The organism is Rhizobium sp. 05L429, assembly GCF_056397645.1.
Genome location: NZ_JBFTNV010000039.1, coordinates 79,786 through 95,856, shown reverse-complemented (window position 1 = coordinate 95,856; position 16,071 = coordinate 79,786). Strand labels below are relative to the sequence as shown.

The window sequence follows — 16,071 nt, the reverse complement described above, 5'->3', positions numbered from 1 at the left end:
ATCGCAACTTCCGGTCTAAAAAAGCATCAGATGCTTCGTTTCGCCTTCCGCTTCGCAATCGTCGTCTTTCTGACTCTGCTCACCCAGATCGGCGGTATCGCCTATCTCATGAGCCTTGCGGTTGCACACCTGTGGAGCGTGCGCAGATTGGTGGCGAAGCTCGCGATCTTCCTGCTCGCCTATACCAGCCTGACGCTTGTCGCTAGCATCATTGCACCGATCTTCGGGCGTGTATCCCTGCCCTGTCTGGCAGGCGTTTCGGATAAGCTTGTCCTTCGCTCAACGATCTACTGCGCCCTCAACCGCAATTATGTCACTCCCGGCATGCGGGATCTGGCCCATGCCCTCGCCAATAATATGGACAGGCAATTCCCCGGCACGACAACGGTCGCGCTGGATGCCAACTTCCCGTTCTTGACGGGGTTTCCCCTGCTGCCGCACCTGTCGCATGCCGATGGCAGGAAGCTCGACTTCGCCTACTATTACAAGGATGCCGGCGGCAACTTCCTTGATGGCGTGACCCGCTCACCGATTGGCTATTTCGCTTTCGAGCAGCCCGGTGCTGATGACGAGCAGCAATGCAAGGGGCGGAATGACTGGCTGACGGGACGCTGGGACCTCAATGTTTTCCAGCCGCTGTTTCCAGCCTACCGGATTGAGGAGCAACGGACTGTTGCCGCGATCGATTGGCTGACCACCGAGGGGGTGACCGGGTTCGGGGTAGAAAAGATTTTCCTGGAACCTCACCTGAAAGATGCGCTCGGCATTACTGACGATCATGTGCGTTTTCAGGGGTGTCGTGCCGCTCGTCACGACGACCATCTGCATGTTCAAGTGCAGTGATATCTATAATGGCTGACAGAGGATCAGGCTCAGCTTGCCGACAAGCCTGCTCTTTACTCGACGTCATCCTCGGGCTCGTCCCGAGTATGACGACAGTGCAATCGGCAGATTTCGTTGGAACAAAAAGCCCGGCGCTCGGCCGGGCTTTTCAAATCTATTCACTGCTCACTACTCACTACCCGCCTCGCTTTACGCGTTGGCAGCAGCCATCCGCTTCTCGTCGCGGCCGCCCTTCATGCGCTCGGCCAGCAGGAAGGCCAGCTCCAGCGCCTGGTCGGCGTTGAGGCGCGGGTCGCAGTGGGTGTGGTAGCGATCCTGCAGGTCTTCGGCCGTTACCGCGCGGGCGCCGCCGGTGCATTCGGTGACGTCCTTGCCGGTCATCTCGATATGGATGCCGCCCGGATGCGTGCCTTCGGCGCGGTGAATCTGGAAGAAGCTTTCGACTTCCGACAGGATACGTTCGAAGGGGCGCGTCTTGTAGCTGTTGAGCGTGATCGTGTTGCCGTGCATCGGGTCGCAGGACCAGACGACCTTCTTGCCCTCGCGCTCGACGGCGCGGATGAGCTTCGGCAGGTTGTCCGCCACCTTGTCGTGGCCGAAGCGGCAGATCAGCGTCAGGCGGCCGGCTTCGTTGGCCGGGTTCAGCGCGTCGATCAGTTCGATCAGGTTGTCGGGCTGCAGCGAAGGGCCGCACTTGAGACCAACAGGGTTCTTGATGCCGCGGAAATATTCCACATGCCCATGGTCGAGCTGACGCGTGCGGTCGCCGATCCAGATCATGTGGCCGGAGGTGGCGTACCAGTCGCCCGAGGTGGAGTCGACGCGGGTCAGCGCTTCTTCATAGCCGAGCAGCAGCGCTTCATGGCTGGTGAAGAAATCGGTCTCGCGCAGGCTCGGATTGTTGTCCGAAGTAATGCCGATCGCCTTCATGAAATCCATGGTTTCGCTGATGCGGTCGGCAAGCTTGCGGTAGCGCTCGCCCTGCGGGCTGTCCTTGACGAAGCCGAGCATCCACTTGTGCACGTTGTCGAGATTGGCATAGCCGCCCATGGCGAAGGCGCGCAGCAGGTTCAGCGTCGCGGCCGACTGGCGGTAGGCGTCGAGCTGGCGCTCCGGGGCCGGGATGCGGGCTTCCGGCGTGAATTCGATGCCGTTGACGATGTCGCCGCGATAGCTCGGCAGCGAAATGCCGTTGATCGTTTCCATCGGTGCCGAGCGCGGCTTGGCGAACTGGCCGGCGATGCGCCCGACCTTGACGACCGGCAGCTGTGCGCCGAAGGTCAGCACGACGGCCATCTGCAGGAAGGCGCGGAAGAAGTCACGGATATTGTCGGCGCCATGTTCCAGGAAGCTCTCGGCGCAGTCGCCACCCTGCAGCAGGAAGGCGTTGCCTTCGGCCACATTGGCAAGAGCGCTCTTCAGGCGACGGGCTTCACCGGCAAAAACGAGCGGCGGATAGGTGGAAAGCACGGCTTCCGTCGCAGCTAGCGCGGCCGCGTCAGGATAGTCCGGAACCTGCTGGACGGGCTTGCTCCGCCAGCTGCTGGGGGTCCAATTCTGTGCCATGTCACTCATCTGCTTCCCCATCCGGTTTGCCCCGGATGCCTGCCCGTTAAATAGTGCGGCGGCTTATAAACCTTTCGGCTCCCCTTGCCTAGCGCATTCAGCGCCCTACAGAGTTTCCGTCRGCGGCTCGCAACGCCGGTCCGGCCGCGTCAATATGGCGCCGAAACTAGCGTTAAGACGACGTATACCATGCTATTTTCCGGCTAATTTAGATTTTGAACGTACAGAATACCCTAATAAAATAGGGGTTCAGCATGGGTATCGTTTCGTCCGCTTTCCTATCGGACCGGTCTGGCAATTTCGGCATCATGACGGCGCTTTTGATGGTGCCCCTGGTCGGCACCGCCGGGCTGGCGCTGGACTATGCCCATGCGCTGAGCCTGCGCACCCAGCTCTACGCCGCCGCCGATGCCGCCGCCGTCGGGTCGATTTCCGAAAAATCGGATGCGGTGGCAGCCGCCATGATCATGCAGGGCAATGGCACCATCTCCGTCGCAAAGACGGATGCCCGCAGCATCTTCTTCTCGCAGATGTCCGGCGAGCTGACCTCGGTGCCGGTGAATTTGAGCATCGACGTCACCAAGACGGCCAACAAGCTCAATTCGACGGTGACCTTCAGCGCCACCGTGCCCACCACCTTCATGCACGTTCTCGGCCAGGACGCGATCACCATATCGGGCACGGCGACGGCGGAATACCAGACCGCCTCGTTCATGGATTTCTACATCCTGCTCGACAATACGCCGTCCATGGGCGTCGGAGCGACCCCGACCGACGTTTCCAAGCTGGAGGCCAAGACGGGCTGTGCCTTTGCCTGCCACCAGATGGACCAGAGCACCAACAACTACACGATTGCCAAGAGCCTTGGCGTTGCGATGCGCATCGACGTGGTACGCCAGGCAACCCAGGCGCTGACCGACACGGCCAAGAACGAGCGCGTCAGCGCCGACCAGTTCCGCATGGGTGTCTACACCTTCGGCACCAAGGCCGAGGACGCCAAGCTGACGACGATCTCGGGCCTCACCTCCGATCTCAATAAGGTGAAGAACTATACCGACGCCGTCGATCTGATGACCATTCCTAAGCAGAATTACAACCAGGACCAGCTCACCAGCTTCGACGGCGCCATGACGCAGATGAACACCATCATCGATCCCTCGGGCGACGGCACGTCGAATATCAGCCCCGAGAAGATCCTGTTCTTCGTGTCCGATGGTGTCGGCGACAGCTATAAGCCGTCGACATGCACCAAGAAGACTACCGGCGGCCGCTGCCAGGAGCCGATCGATACGTCTTTCTGCAAGCCGCTCAAGGATCGCGGCGTCAAGATCGCCGTGCTCTACACCACCTACCTGCCACTGCCGAGCAACAACTGGTACAATGACTGGATCAAGCCCTTCCAGAACGAAATCCCCTCGCGCATGGCGGCCTGCGCCTCGCCCGGCCTCTATTTCGAGGTGTCGCCGACCGACGGCATCGCCGAGGCGATGAAGAAGCTGTTCCTGAAGGTCATCCGCGCGCCGCGCCTGACCAGCTAACCACCCTCGCCTKCCGCTGGTGCGGCAGGCTCGATCCTGTCAAAAGATCAGATCCGCTGGCCGTCGCGGATGCGGTAGCTCGGCGCATACATCGTCACCAGTTCTTCGGCCGCCGTCGGGTGCAGCGCCATGGTGCGGTCGAAATCGTCCTTGGTGCAACCAGCCTTCAGCGTGATGCCGAGAAGCTGCGCCATCTCGCCGGCATCGTGGCCGAGAATGTGGGCGCCGACAACCTTGCGACTTGCGGCATCGACGATCAGCTTCATGATCATCTTTTCCGCCCGGCCGGAGAGTGTAGCCTTCAGCGGTCGGAACTGGGCGCGATAGACTTCCAGCTCCTTGTAGCGCTTGCCTGCCTCTTCCTCTGATAGCCCGACAGTGCCGATCTCCGGCTGCGAGAAGACTGCCGTCGGGATGAGGTCGTAATCCGGCTTGGTCGGATTGTTCTTGTATTCGGTCTCGATGAAGCACATAGCCTCGTGGATCGCGACCGGCGTCAGCTGTACCCGATCGGTGACATCGCCGAGCGCATAGATGTTCTCGACATTGGTGCGCGAATAATCGTCGACGAGGATGGCGCCGCGCTCGTTGACGGCGACACCGGCATTGTCGAGCCCAAGCCCCTGCGTATTCGGGTCGCGGCCGAGCGCCAGCATGACGATACCGGCATTGAGCGTGCCGTTCTTCAGCGTCTCGATGACGAGGCCGTTTTCGCCCTTCGTTACCTGCTGCATCACATCCTGACAGAGGATGCGGATGCCCTTTGCAGCCATCGCCTCATGCAGGCCGCGGCGTAGGTCTTCGTCGAAGCGCGAGAGGATTTCGGCGCCGCGATAGATCAACGTCGTCTCGACGCCGAGGCCATGAAAGATATTGGCGAATTCGACGGCAATGTAGCCGCCGCCGGCAATCAGGATGGATTTCGGCAACTCTTCGAGATGGAAGGCCTCGTTGGAGGAAATGCAGAGCTCATGGCCGGGCAGCGCCTCATGCGGGTTCGGCCTGCCGCCGGTCGCGATCACGATGGTCTTGGCCGTCACCGTCTCGCCGGTCTTCAGGAGCTTGATCGTATGCGCATCGACGAGCTCGGCACGCGTCTCCAGGATCTCGGCATTGGCGCCGGCAAGCCCCTTCTTGTAGAGCCCTTCCAGCCGCGCGATCTCGCCGTCCTTGGCGGCAACCAGCTTCTTCCAGTCGAACGAGCTTTCGCCGACCGTCCAGCCGAAGCCGGCTGCATCCTCGAAATGTTCGTGGAACTGAGAAGCATAGACGAAGAGCTTCTTCGGCACGCAGCCGCGGATCACGCAGGTGCCGCCGTAGCGGTATTCCTCGGCGATCGCCACCTTCTTGCCGAGCGAGGCTGCGACGCGCGCGCTGCGCACGCCCCCCGAACCGCCGCCGATGACGAAGAGGTCGTAGTCGAAGGTGGGCATGATGATCTCCGGAGGGAATCGCTGCGTGGGTGGTTCACATATAGGAGTGAGCTGTAGAAAAACAAAAGCCCGGACGATGCCGGGCTTTTGCGAAAGGTGAAGGCGGCCTTACGGCTTGGCTGGTGCCGGTGCGGCGGCCGGAGCCGGGGCAGCCGGTGCAACCGGGCTTTCGGTTGCCGCCGGCGGAGCCTTGATGACCTTGGAAAGCTCGACATTGCTCTGCTTTTCGAGGTCGCGGGAAATGCCCTGCGCCCAGATATCGGCAGCCTTGGCGGTTTCGCGCGAGGCAACCGGGCCGTCGCGCAGCAGCTTCTTGCCGATGTCGGAATTGTAGAAATCGGCGATCGCCTTCAGCTCTTCGACCGTGAAAGCCTTGGCATAGGTCAGAGCTGCTTCCTTTTCGAGGTCGGCACGGCGCGGCGCCAGAGCCAACGCTTGCGCATCGACGGTCGCGGAGATGACATCCTGATAGTTCGGCGAATCCTGGATGAGACCGGCCTTCAGACGTTCGGCCAGACCCGGCAGGATGTTGTCGTACTGGGTGGTTGCGCCGATCGCGTCCATGGCCGCGCGGGCAGCCTTCAGCTGCTCCTCGGATGCTTCCTGCGCTCTTGCGGCAGAGCCGAAGGCAAGCCCGGAAAGAACGATGGTCGCAGCGGCAAGACGGCCAAGGCCTGCAATGTTCATCATGAGTTTCTATGCTCCTGTTATCTGTTTGCCTGCAGCGTGCGGGCACCTGCAGGACCGGCAATGATCGCAAGCGCCGCCATGTTGATGAAAAGCCCGTGCTCCACGACACCGGGTATGGAATTCAGTTCCCTCGAAAGCGCCTCTGCATCAGGAATGCGGCCAAAAGATGCATCGATAATGAGATGTCCGCCGTCAGTGGTAAACTCTCCGTCACCGGATTGGCGAAGCTTCAGTTCGCCCGTCAGACCGAGGCGCGAGGCGGTCTTTTCGATAGCCATGCGCGTCGAAACGAGGCCGAATGGATTGACCTCGATCGGCAGCGCGAAGGCGCCGAGTGTATCGACGAGCTTGCTCTCGTCAGCGATGACGATCATCCGCGTCGAAGCTGCAGCGACGATCTTTTCGCGCAGCAGCGCACCGCCGCCACCCTTGATGAGCCGCAAGCCTGCATCGACTTCGTCAGCACCGTCGATGGTGAGATCGAGCTGTGGTAGCTCGTCCAGTGATTTCAGGGGAACGCCGAGTTCGACGCAGAGCCGAGCGGTGCGTTCGGACGTCGGGACGCCCTCGACCCTGAAGCCGGCTGCAACCTTTTCAGCGAGCAGACGGACGAATTCCTCTGCCGTGCTTCCGGTCCCGATTCCAAGGCGCATGCCATATTCAACATGGACAAGCGCGGCCTCGGCGGCCTTGATCTTCATTTCGCGGGCATCCATGCGCCGCCAGCTCCTGATGTTGCGTTGGATGTGCTGTTTACACGGCTCGTATTGCAAACGAAAGCCAAAATCATCGTCTTTGGATTGAAAGCCACCCGTTTCGGCTGCGACGTTTCTCTCTGATATCCTGGCGTTGCTTTTCGCCCGTTCATCGCCTACTCCCGGATGATCCTACCCGCAAAAAGGCACCACTTTGACCATCGCTCCCGAACATACCAGAAACGCCCTTGTCATCTTCGATCTCGACGGCACGCTTCTCGATACCCATGTCGATCTGGTCGAAAGCCTGAACTACACGATCGCGGCGCTTGATCTAGCGCCTGTCACCTATGACGACCTCACGCACCTGGTCGGCCAGGGCGCCCGTGTGATGATAGAGCGCGCCTGCAAGCTGCAGGGTCACCCAATCTCGCCTGAAGCCCTGCCCCCGCTCGTCGAGCGCTTCGTAGCCCACTACAGCGCAAACATGCCGGGGCATACCGAGCCCTATCCCGGCCTCGTCGCTGCGATGGATCGCCTGAAGGCATCGGGTTATAGGCTTGCCGTCTGCACCAACAAGCTCGAGGGCCTGGCTAGCGGCCTGCTGGAGAAGCTCGGCCTGACGCATTATTTCGACGCGGTCACCGGCGGCGATACGTTCGAACACCGCAAGCCCGACGCCCGCCACCTCACCGGTACCATCGAGCGCGCCGGCGGGGACATTGCCCGCTCCGTGATGATCGGCGACAGCATCAACGATATCGCCGTCGCGAAAAATGCCGGTGTGCCGGCGATTGCCGTACCCTTCGGCTATTCGGATGTGCCGGTGTCCAGCCTCGATCCGGATGTGATCATCACGCATTTCGATGAGCTGACGGTGGAACTCGTGGAGAGTTTGCTGCGGGATTCTGCTGCTAAGGTTGCTGTCTGAGGCAGGGCTCACTCGGCCATCCGTGCCGATGGAATATCCCTGAAGACACTCCCCATACAGCGTGCAAAGTTGCGCTCTGCTTCATCCGACCGTGTCCTCTCGCCATTCAACCCGAAATCCGTTACATCGAGCTCAATTGGAATGGTTATGTCCTTGTTGCCGCCTCGCTGGTTGAAAGCRACAGCGATTTTGTGAGAGGACTTCGCCGCCTCCTTCAATATTTTCATCGTCGGATCGGCATCAAGCATCAATGTCACGCTTCCGGGCGTCTCGGTATTCCTGGGTTCGTCGAGCCTGTCCATATGGCTCTGCATATTCTCACCCAGCAGGTAGGCTCGCGAGGGAGCCGATGGCGTCAAATTCAACCGGCCGTCGGATGAGATGGCAACCTCATTGACAACCAGCTTTAACATCGTGTTGACGGCATGTTGCGCAGGTGAATCCACGAAATCGCTCGTTCTTATGACACTGACCGATCCGGCAATCCTCAAATACTGCCCGTGCCGGTAGACCCGATCTCGCGTGAGAACAACGAATGTGTACTGGCAACCAGCGTGTCGGCCGTCTTCCAGGAGCAGTGGTTCCCCTATTACCTTCATTGTGCCGAGCGCGGAATCGAGCCTGTCTTCGCTTGCATTGGCTGACGCCACGGCGAGGGACGCAGCAAGCGCCACTCCCGTCAAAAAAGTCCATCTCATCTGATCCCCTCAACCMCGGCATGTTGAAGCCTCACCATAGGGCGGTATGCGAGTCTGTTGAATATCGAAGTTAGCGATCATCCGATGGATAGTGGAGCTATCCGTCCGTTTGCACTCTCATTCACCTGAATTATCTCGATCAAGAAGGGACCGCTCGTTGAAGCGCAGCGCTTTCCCGTCAGCATCCCGCAGGCACCTTCTCCCGCTGGGTAGAAGGGACGCTGTCGCGACGCCTCGCTCCCAATCAAAGTGTCTCATGTCGTTGCAAGCCAAGGGGCGGATGAGAGGCCCACGGTACACCCTCTCCTCAGATTTTTCGTGCGCAGACGCCCAAAACAAAAGGGCGGCCCGAAGACCGCCCGCCCAATTACCCATCCAACGCTTGGAGTCAGATCTGCGCCCCACGTGACTTCGTCGTCACATCAAACGCCTTGTCCACAAAAGCATCGCGACCATACACATCGTCGAAATACTCGATCACGMCGTCCTTGTTCGGCCATGCGGTGAAATAGGACACGTAGACCGGGATCTTCTGCGGCACCTTAACAGCATGGTTCTGGCCGGTGGCGATCTGTTTCGCAACATCATCGACCGTCGTGCCGAGAACGGCAGCCGCCATGGCGCGCGGGTCGGCAAGGCGGACGCAGCCGTGGCTCAGTGCACGCATGTCACGCTTGAAGAAGCTCTTCGAGGGCGTGTCGTGCATATAGATGGCGTGGCTGTTCGGGAACAGGATCTTCAACTCGCCGAGAGCATTGTCGCTGCTCGGCGGCTGGCGCACCGAGACATTCTGCGTCGAGCCGTACCAGTCGACGCTGGAGGACGGAACGGCGCGACCGCCGACTTCGACTTCATAGCCCATCTGGTCCAGATAGTTCGGGTCGGAGCGCAGCTTCGGCAGCATCTCGTTGATGATGATCGACTGCGGCACGCCCCAGAACGGGTTGAACTCGACGGTCTCGATCTCGTCGTCGAAGAAATAGGTCTGGTTGTTMTTGCCGCCGACCACGGTGCGCATCGCAAGCTGCTGCTTGGAGTCGTTATAGTAATAGGCCATGAAGGCCGGCTGGTTGATCATCACGTAGCGCGGGCCGAGATCGTCAGGCAGCCAGCGCGCCTGCTCCATCGCGACAACGAGCTTGTMGACCTTGGACGCATTGGTGTCGCCGCCGGTCATGGTGCGCACAGTCGCCTGGCCGATCACGCCATCGGGCTTCAGGCCATGTTCTTTCTGGAAGTCCTCGACCAGTGACACGATCTCGGGCGAATAGTCGCTGCTGCCTGTATAGGCCGAGAAGGTGGCCGCATGCGCGGTCTTCAGCTCTTCCGAACCGTGCTTCTGGATCGCCTTGACGATGTTGGCGACTTCCGTCGAGCTGTCGCCCGGGCGCAGCAAGGAAGTGAGCGAAATGGTGATCGGCGCTTCGTTCCCGCCGTCGGCGGCGCGCAGCTTGGCAAGCTCGGCCTTCAACGCGAGGAACTGCGTGCTGTCTGGATTGCGGCTGGAAAGATAGGCCGCAACGTCGGGGCTCAGGCGGGAGAGCTTCAGCACCGGATCGAGCTTGACGACCTTGCGCTGGAAATCATKGTATCCGGAGAGCTTGTTCGGGTCGACGCGGCCGCGCGTCGTATCCTGCACATAGGCCAGAACCTTGGAGGAAAGCGCCAGTTCGAACTGCGTCAGCGCCCGGTCGCGGAGATCGGGATCCGGATTGGCCGGATCGATCGTCGGCTCGGACACGGCATAATCGGCCGGATCGAGGCCGACGCTTGCCGCATCGGCAAGTACGGTCAGCGCAGCCTTGCCGCGCTCGCTGACACCTTCGCTGGAAACCCAGACGAGCGGGTTCTTGCCGTCGCCGTAATAGCCCTGCAGGGCCTTGGCGACATCGGTATTGGCGCGAACCTTGGCTTCCGTCAGGAAATGGCGCTGCGGAGCGCCATCGGTCGTGGCAGCGCCCGACACGTCGGCGACCGCGCCGGTCACGACTGGATCGGCAAACTTCGTCGTATCGACGAGCAACAAGGCTTCGGTCTTGTATGTGTAGTAGCGCGGGCTGGAAACCTTCGGCAGTGCGGCTTCCGGATCGATATCGCCGCCAAGGCCGTTACGATTCCCGCGAACCGGAGCCGAGGGGTCCATGATGATCGTGCTCTGGCCGCTTCTTGCCCGGTCGCCGCGCAGCATGTCCATCAGCGTATAGGCATGCGCAGGAACCGCGCCCATCACGCAGGAAAGTGCCAATGCGGAAACCGCGCTTTTCAAAACGAACTTCATCTTGTTTTCCAGTCCCAGTACCATGCTGTTGTCAAGTAAAAAGGCTCAGATCAATTCTTCCAGAATTCCCGGCAGCTGCGGCCCATTCATCAGAAACCGGCCCGCGCCGCCAGCACTTTCAGGCTCAACTTTGTGTGACGGGGTCGAACGCAAGCGCCGTGCAGAAGTTCACACAAAATTATGAAATTATTAGTTAATTTTTTACCGAATTTTCCGCTACGAGAAAGTGTGCTTTGTGACGCTATTTGCATTAATTTCCCAGCGTGACCGAAAGAACACGCTGAAATACGCCGGTAAACATGACAACCGGTTTCAATATTTCGCACTGCGTCCGGTTTTCTTGGAAAGCTTTCCACCCTATAAGTCCCTCATCCTCAAAGACTGCCCTTAACAGCATGTGACAGGAAGGCACGAAGCCATGAGCTCCACCCGCACCGAAACCGATACATTTGGCCCGATCGAAGTTGCCAGCGACCGATATTGGGGCGCGCAGGCGCAACGTTCTCTCGGCAATTTCAAGATCGGCTGGGAAAAACAGCCGCTCTCGATCGTGCGTGCGCTCGGAATCGTCAAGCAGGCTGCAGCACGTGCCAACATGGCGCTCGGCCAGCTGGATGCTGGCATTGGCAAGTCTGTCGTGGATGCGGCCCAGGAAGTGATCGACGGCAAGCTGAATGACCATTTCCCGCTGGTCGTCTGGCAGACCGGTTCCGGCACGCAATCCAACATGAACGCCAACGAGGTGATCTCCAATCGCGCCATAGAAATGCTCGGCGGCGTCATGGGTTCCAAGAAGCCGGTACATCCGAACGATCACGTCAACATGAGCCAGTCGTCGAACGATACCTACCCGACGGCCATGCACATCGCCTGCGCCGAACAGATCGCCCATCATCTTCTGCCCTCGCTGAAGCATCTGCATGCGGCGCTCGACATGAAGGTCACCGAGTTCAGCCACATCATCAAGATCGGCCGCACCCACACGCAGGATGCGACGCCACTCACCCTTGGTCAGGAATTCTCTGGTTACGCCGCGCAGGTCGGCTCCGCCATCAAGCGTATCCAAATGACCCTGCCCGGCCTTTGCGAGCTCGCCCAGGGCGGCACGGCCGTCGGCACCGGGCTCAATGCGCCGGTCGGTTTTGCAGAGAAGGTCGCCGAAGAGATCGCTGTCATCACCGACATGCCCTTCGTGACCGCGCCGAACAAGTTCGAGGCACTCGCCTCGCATGATTCGATGGTCTTCGCCCACGGCGCGATCAATGCCGCCGCCGCTGCCCTCTTCAAGATCGCCAACGACATACGCCTGCTCGGGTCCGGCCCGCGCGCCGGCCTTGGCGAACTGGCACTGCCGGAAAACGAGCCCGGCTCCTCGATCATGCCCGGCAAGGTGAACCCGACGCAGTGCGAGGCGCTGACGCAGGTCTGCATCCACGTCTTCGGCAACCACGCGGCACTGACCTTCGCCGACAGCCAGGGCCATTTCGAGCTCAATGTCTATAATCCGATGATGGCCTACAACTTCCTGCAGTCGGTCCAGCTGCTCGCCGACGCCGCCGTCTCCTTCACGGACAATTGCGTCGTCGGCATCGAAGCCCGCGAAGACAACATCAAGGCCGGCCTCGAGCGCTCGCTGATGCTCGTCACCGCACTCGCCCCCAAGATCGGCTACGACGCAGCCGCCAAGATCGCCAAGACGGCGCATAAGAACGGGACGACCCTGAAGGAAGAAGCGCTGGCGAGCGGGCTGGTAACGTCGGAAGAGTATGACGCGATCGTGCGGCCGGAGACGATGATCAGTCCCATGTGAGCTGACAGATTGAATGATGATGAAAGGGCCGGCTCTGCCGGCCTTTGTTTTAGGCTGGCGACCGAATGTGGCGGGTTGCGATGATTGACCGACACTATTGTGCAATCGACCGGAGCTGGAATAGGCTACCATACTCTGACGAATCGGAGAATCTTTTGGAAGGACGGCGGCCTGATCGCGCGGCTACCTTCCAGTTCGGAGGATGACCGGAGTGCAGTGCTCAAAGCTTGCCGTGGCCGCCATCATGCTCATCGCGCTCGACGGAACTGGCGTCGTCGAAGCCGGAGACGCGATTGCTCCTGTTTCTCCAGCCGCAGCACCCGTCAGCGATCCGGAGCCGTGGCTGTTCGGCGACTGGAACGGGGCTCGGACCAATCTTCGGGACAGGGGCATCGATTTCCAATTCGGTTATGTCGGGGAGTTCGCCTACAACCCGGTCGGCGGCATCGATAGCAAGAGCAGATATGCCGACCAGTATTCGGCCGGAGTGACCTTCGATCTCGACCGGCTGCTTGGGGTCCCCGACGCCAAATTCCAGGTCACGCTCACCCAGCGCACCGGCCGGAACCTGAGTGACGACGCGCAGCTCGGAACCCTGCAGCAGGTACAGGAGGTCTACGGCCGCGGACAGACCATCCGACTGACCGACTTCTGGTACCAGCAGCAGTTTGCGAACGGTCTTATCGACTGGAAGATTGGACGAATGCCCGTCAACGAGGATTTTGCCTCGTTCCCGTGCGATTTTCAGAACCTGACGTTTTGCGGTTCGGATCTCGGAAATCTTGTCGGAGACTACATCTACAACTGGCCGATCAGCCAGTGGGCGACGCGGGCGAAGTTCAATCTGACTGGCTTCGGATATTTCCAGGTTGGCGTCTATGACGTAAACCCTAAATATCTAGGGGTTGATGATCAGGTTCTGCCGGTGTTCTTCAGTCATTCCACGGGCGCATTGATCCCCGTGGAACTGGCTTGGTTGCCGAAGTTCGGAGGCGGAACCTTGCCCGGCAGCTACAAGATCGGCGGCTGGTACGACACCTCCAACGCCGACGACATCGCTGACGACGTCAATGGCGATCCTTTTGCCATTACGGGCCTGCCTGCACGCCGGGATCGGGGACGATACGGTGGCTACCTGAGTTTCCAGCAGCAGATGACGGACAATCTCAGCCTGTTCCTCAACCTTGTCATGGCCGACAAGCGTACATCGACCACCGATCGCCAGATCGCTGCGGGCGTCGTCTACACAGGGCTTTTCAAATCGCGTCCGGAGGATGACATCGGCTTCGCCATAGGCACCACGCACGTCAACAGTCGCGCCTCGACGTCCGACGATCCGCGTGGTTCCGAATACGCTGCCGAGCTCTACTACACGTATCGCCCGCATGCCGGGCTGCTCATCCGTCCCAATCTCCAGTATATCCGCCATCCCGGCGGCACCAGCGACAATGACGACGTTGTCGTATTGGGATTGAAAACCTCGGCAACATTCTAGAGTGCCGTGCGTCCGTTCGGACGCACTAGGGACGCTCTAACTCTTTGAATCTACGCATTAGACTTTGCGAAAATCGATTCCGATTTTCGGGCCGATGCTGTGGACTCAAGCCCATTGATCGATCCGGTAGCCGCATGTTGCCTCGATAAGGATTGCCGCGATGGTGTGCCCGGAGACGATGACCACCTCGATGTGAGCTGATGGGTCAAATGATGATGGAAAGGCCGGCTCTGCCGGCCTCTTTTGTTTGAGGTGGAGACAGTAGCGGATTGCCGCACATGGCTCGGTCTCGATGAGGCGAAGGCAGTTCCCCATCATCCCTCATCGCTGTGACATCCCTTGTGCCGGCACGAGGGTACAGGAATGAGCGAGGAAGGCGCGGCATTTTTGCCAACGCTCCACCACCCCTTCCCGATTGATTTTGCCATCCACCAGATTTAGACCGCTTCCAAAATATCCCACTAGAAAGGTCACTTCGATGGCTGACGATCTCTTCCCCCTCGGCGCCGATTCCACCCCTTACCGCAAGATCAGCAGCGACCATGTCTCGGTCGACAGCTTCAAGGGCCAGGAGATCCTGTCAGTCGATCCCGAAGGTATCCGTCTGCTCGCCGAAACCGCCTTTGCCGATATCAACCATCTGCTGCGTCCCGGCCATCTGAAGCAGCTCACTTCGATCCTCGACGATCCCGAGGCGACCGATAACGACCGTTTCGTCGCCTATGACCTGCTGAAAAACGCGAATATCGCCGCCGGCGGCGTGCTGCCCATGTGCCAGGATACAGGCACGGCGATCATCATGGGCAAGAAGGGCCGCCGCGTCTGGACGGAAGGCGGCGATACGGCTGCTCTTTCGAAGGGCGTGCTCGACGCTTATGAAAAGAAGAACCTGCGCTACTCGCAGCTCGCCCCCATCACGATGTTCGAGGAAAAGAACACCAAGAACAATCTGCCGGCGCAGATCGATATCTATGAGGAAGGCACCGACAGCTACGACTTCCTCTTCGTCGCCAAGGGCGGCGGCTCTGCCAACAAGACCTTCCTGTTCCAGGGCACGCCCTCTCTGCTGTCGCATGACCGCATGCTGGACTTCCTTAAGGAGAAGATCCTGACGCTGGGTACGGCAGCCTGTCCCCCCTACCATCTGGCGATCGTTATCGGCGGCACCTCCGCCGAGATGAACCTGAAGACCGTCAAGCTCGCCTCGACCCGCTATCTCGACGAGCTGCCGACCGAAGGCTCCGAAAGCGGCCATGCCTTCCGCGACATCGAGATGGAAAAGGAAATCCACAAACTGACGCAGGGCCTCGGCGTCGGCGCCCAGTTCGGCGGCAAGTATTTCTGTCATGACGTCAGGGTGATCCGCCTGCCCCGCCACGGTGCCTCGCTGCCGATCGGCCTTGGTGTTTCCTGTTCCGCCGACCGCCAGGCCAAGGGCAAGATCACCCGCGAGGGCATCTTCGTCGAGCAACTGGAAACCGATCCCTCCAAGTACATGCCCGAGATCGACGAGGCCAAGCTCTCTGAATCCGTCGTTCGCATCGACTTGAACMGTCCGATGGCCGATATACTTGCCGAACTCTCCAGGCATCCGGTCAAGACGCGGCTGTCGCTGACCGGCACGATCATCGTCGCCCGCGACCTGGCGCATGCCAAGATCCGCGAGCGGCTGGAAAAGGGCGAAGGCATGCCCGACTATATGAAGAACCATCCGGTCTATTATGCCGGCCCGGCCAAGACCCCTGCCGGCTACGCTTCCGGCTCCTTCGGCCCAACGACGGCCGGTCGCATGGACAGCTATGTCGACCAGTTCCAGTCTTTCGGCGGCTCGATGGTCATGCTCGCCAAGGGCAATCGCTCGCGCGCCGTGCGCGAAGCCTGCAAGAAGCACCAGGGCTTCTATCTCGGCTCGATCGGCGGCCCGGCCGCCCGCCTGGCGCAGGACTGCATCCGCAAGGTCGATGTTCTCGAATATCCGGAACTTGGCATGGAAGCAGTCTGGAAGATCGAGGTCGAAGACTTCCCGGCCTTCATCGTCATCGACGACAAGGGCAACGACTTCTTCCAGGAGCTGAACCTCGGCTGATACTTCAG

12 protein-coding genes are annotated in these 16,071 nt (G+C 60.1%); 6 read left to right on the top strand and 6 right to left on the bottom strand.

Annotated features, from left to right (window positions below; genetic code table 11):
* The first annotated feature begins 30 nt into the window (after positions 1–30).
* Positions 31–843, top strand: coding sequence for a hypothetical protein (locus AC1DNW_RS30430; RefSeq protein WP_113308333.1), 813 nt, complete (start codon positions 31–33; stop codon positions 841–843).
* A 189-nt stretch (positions 844–1,032) separates the two neighbouring features.
* Here the strand turns inward: AC1DNW_RS30430 and AC1DNW_RS30425 are convergent, their stop codons facing one another.
* Positions 1,033–2,409, bottom strand: coding sequence for a class II 3-deoxy-7-phosphoheptulonate synthase (locus AC1DNW_RS30425; RefSeq protein WP_477855319.1), 1,377 nt, complete (start codon positions 2,407–2,409; stop codon positions 1,033–1,035).
* 254 nt (positions 2,410–2,663) lie between these two features.
* Between AC1DNW_RS30425 and AC1DNW_RS30420 the strand changes: the two genes are divergently transcribed.
* A complete protein-coding gene (locus AC1DNW_RS30420) occupies positions 2,664–3,947 on the top strand; it encodes a pilus assembly protein TadG-related protein (RefSeq protein ID WP_113308334.1) in 1,284 nt (427 codons plus the stop codon).
* 47 nt (positions 3,948–3,994) lie between these two features.
* On the opposite strand, the gene gor is transcribed toward AC1DNW_RS30420, so the two are convergent.
* The 3 genes from gor to rpiA all read right to left on the bottom strand — a co-directional run bounded on the left by gor (position 3,995) and on the right by rpiA (position 6,786).
* Entirely contained in the window at positions 3,995–5,380 is a 1,386-nt protein-coding gene (gene gor, locus AC1DNW_RS30415) for a glutathione-disulfide reductase (RefSeq protein WP_113308335.1), read from the bottom strand.
* A gap of 108 nt (positions 5,381–5,488) precedes the next feature.
* On the bottom strand, positions 5,489–6,070 hold the full coding sequence (locus tag AC1DNW_RS30410; RefSeq protein ID WP_113301090.1) for a DUF2059 domain-containing protein: 582 nt from the start codon (positions 6,068–6,070) through the stop codon (positions 5,489–5,491).
* A 17-nt stretch (positions 6,071–6,087) separates the two neighbouring features.
* The gene (rpiA, locus tag AC1DNW_RS30405; RefSeq protein WP_113301089.1) at positions 6,088–6,786 is read right to left on the bottom strand and encodes a ribose-5-phosphate isomerase RpiA; all 699 of its coding nucleotides are present in this window, start codon (positions 6,784–6,786) and stop codon (positions 6,088–6,090) included.
* Between the two features lie 193 nt (positions 6,787–6,979).
* Between rpiA and AC1DNW_RS30400 the strand changes: the two genes are divergently transcribed.
* Entirely contained in the window at positions 6,980–7,696 is a 717-nt protein-coding gene (locus AC1DNW_RS30400) for an HAD family hydrolase (protein ID WP_477855307.1), read from the top strand.
* Between the two features lie 8 nt (positions 7,697–7,704).
* On the opposite strand, the gene AC1DNW_RS30395 is transcribed toward AC1DNW_RS30400, so the two are convergent.
* Positions 7,705–8,142 carry a hypothetical protein gene (locus AC1DNW_RS30395; RefSeq protein ID WP_162748455.1) on the bottom strand — a complete coding sequence of 146 codons (438 nt, stop codon included), beginning with the start codon at positions 8,140–8,142 and terminating at the stop codon, positions 7,705–7,707.
* A 640-nt stretch (positions 8,143–8,782) separates the two neighbouring features.
* Positions 8,783–10,672, bottom strand: a complete 1,890-nt coding sequence (locus AC1DNW_RS30390) for a L,D-transpeptidase family protein (RefSeq protein WP_477855306.1) — start codon at positions 10,670–10,672, stop codon at positions 8,783–8,785.
* A gap of 418 nt (positions 10,673–11,090) precedes the next feature.
* On the opposite strand from AC1DNW_RS30390, the gene fumC reads away from it, so the two are divergent.
* The 3 genes from fumC to AC1DNW_RS30375 all read left to right on the top strand — a co-directional run bounded on the left by fumC (position 11,091) and on the right by AC1DNW_RS30375 (position 16,063).
* Positions 11,091–12,482 (top strand): class II fumarate hydratase, encoded by a 1,392-nt coding sequence (fumC, locus tag AC1DNW_RS30385; protein WP_113301085.1) that lies wholly within the window; start codon positions 11,091–11,093, stop codon positions 12,480–12,482.
* 211 nt (positions 12,483–12,693) lie between these two features.
* Positions 12,694–13,977, top strand: a complete 1,284-nt coding sequence (locus AC1DNW_RS30380) for a carbohydrate porin (protein ID WP_477855305.1) — start codon at positions 12,694–12,696, stop codon at positions 13,975–13,977.
* A gap of 478 nt (positions 13,978–14,455) precedes the next feature.
* Positions 14,456–16,063, top strand: a complete 1,608-nt coding sequence (locus AC1DNW_RS30375; protein ID WP_477855304.1) for a fumarate hydratase — start codon at positions 14,456–14,458, stop codon at positions 16,061–16,063.
* Positions 16,064–16,071 lie beyond the last annotated feature (8 nt).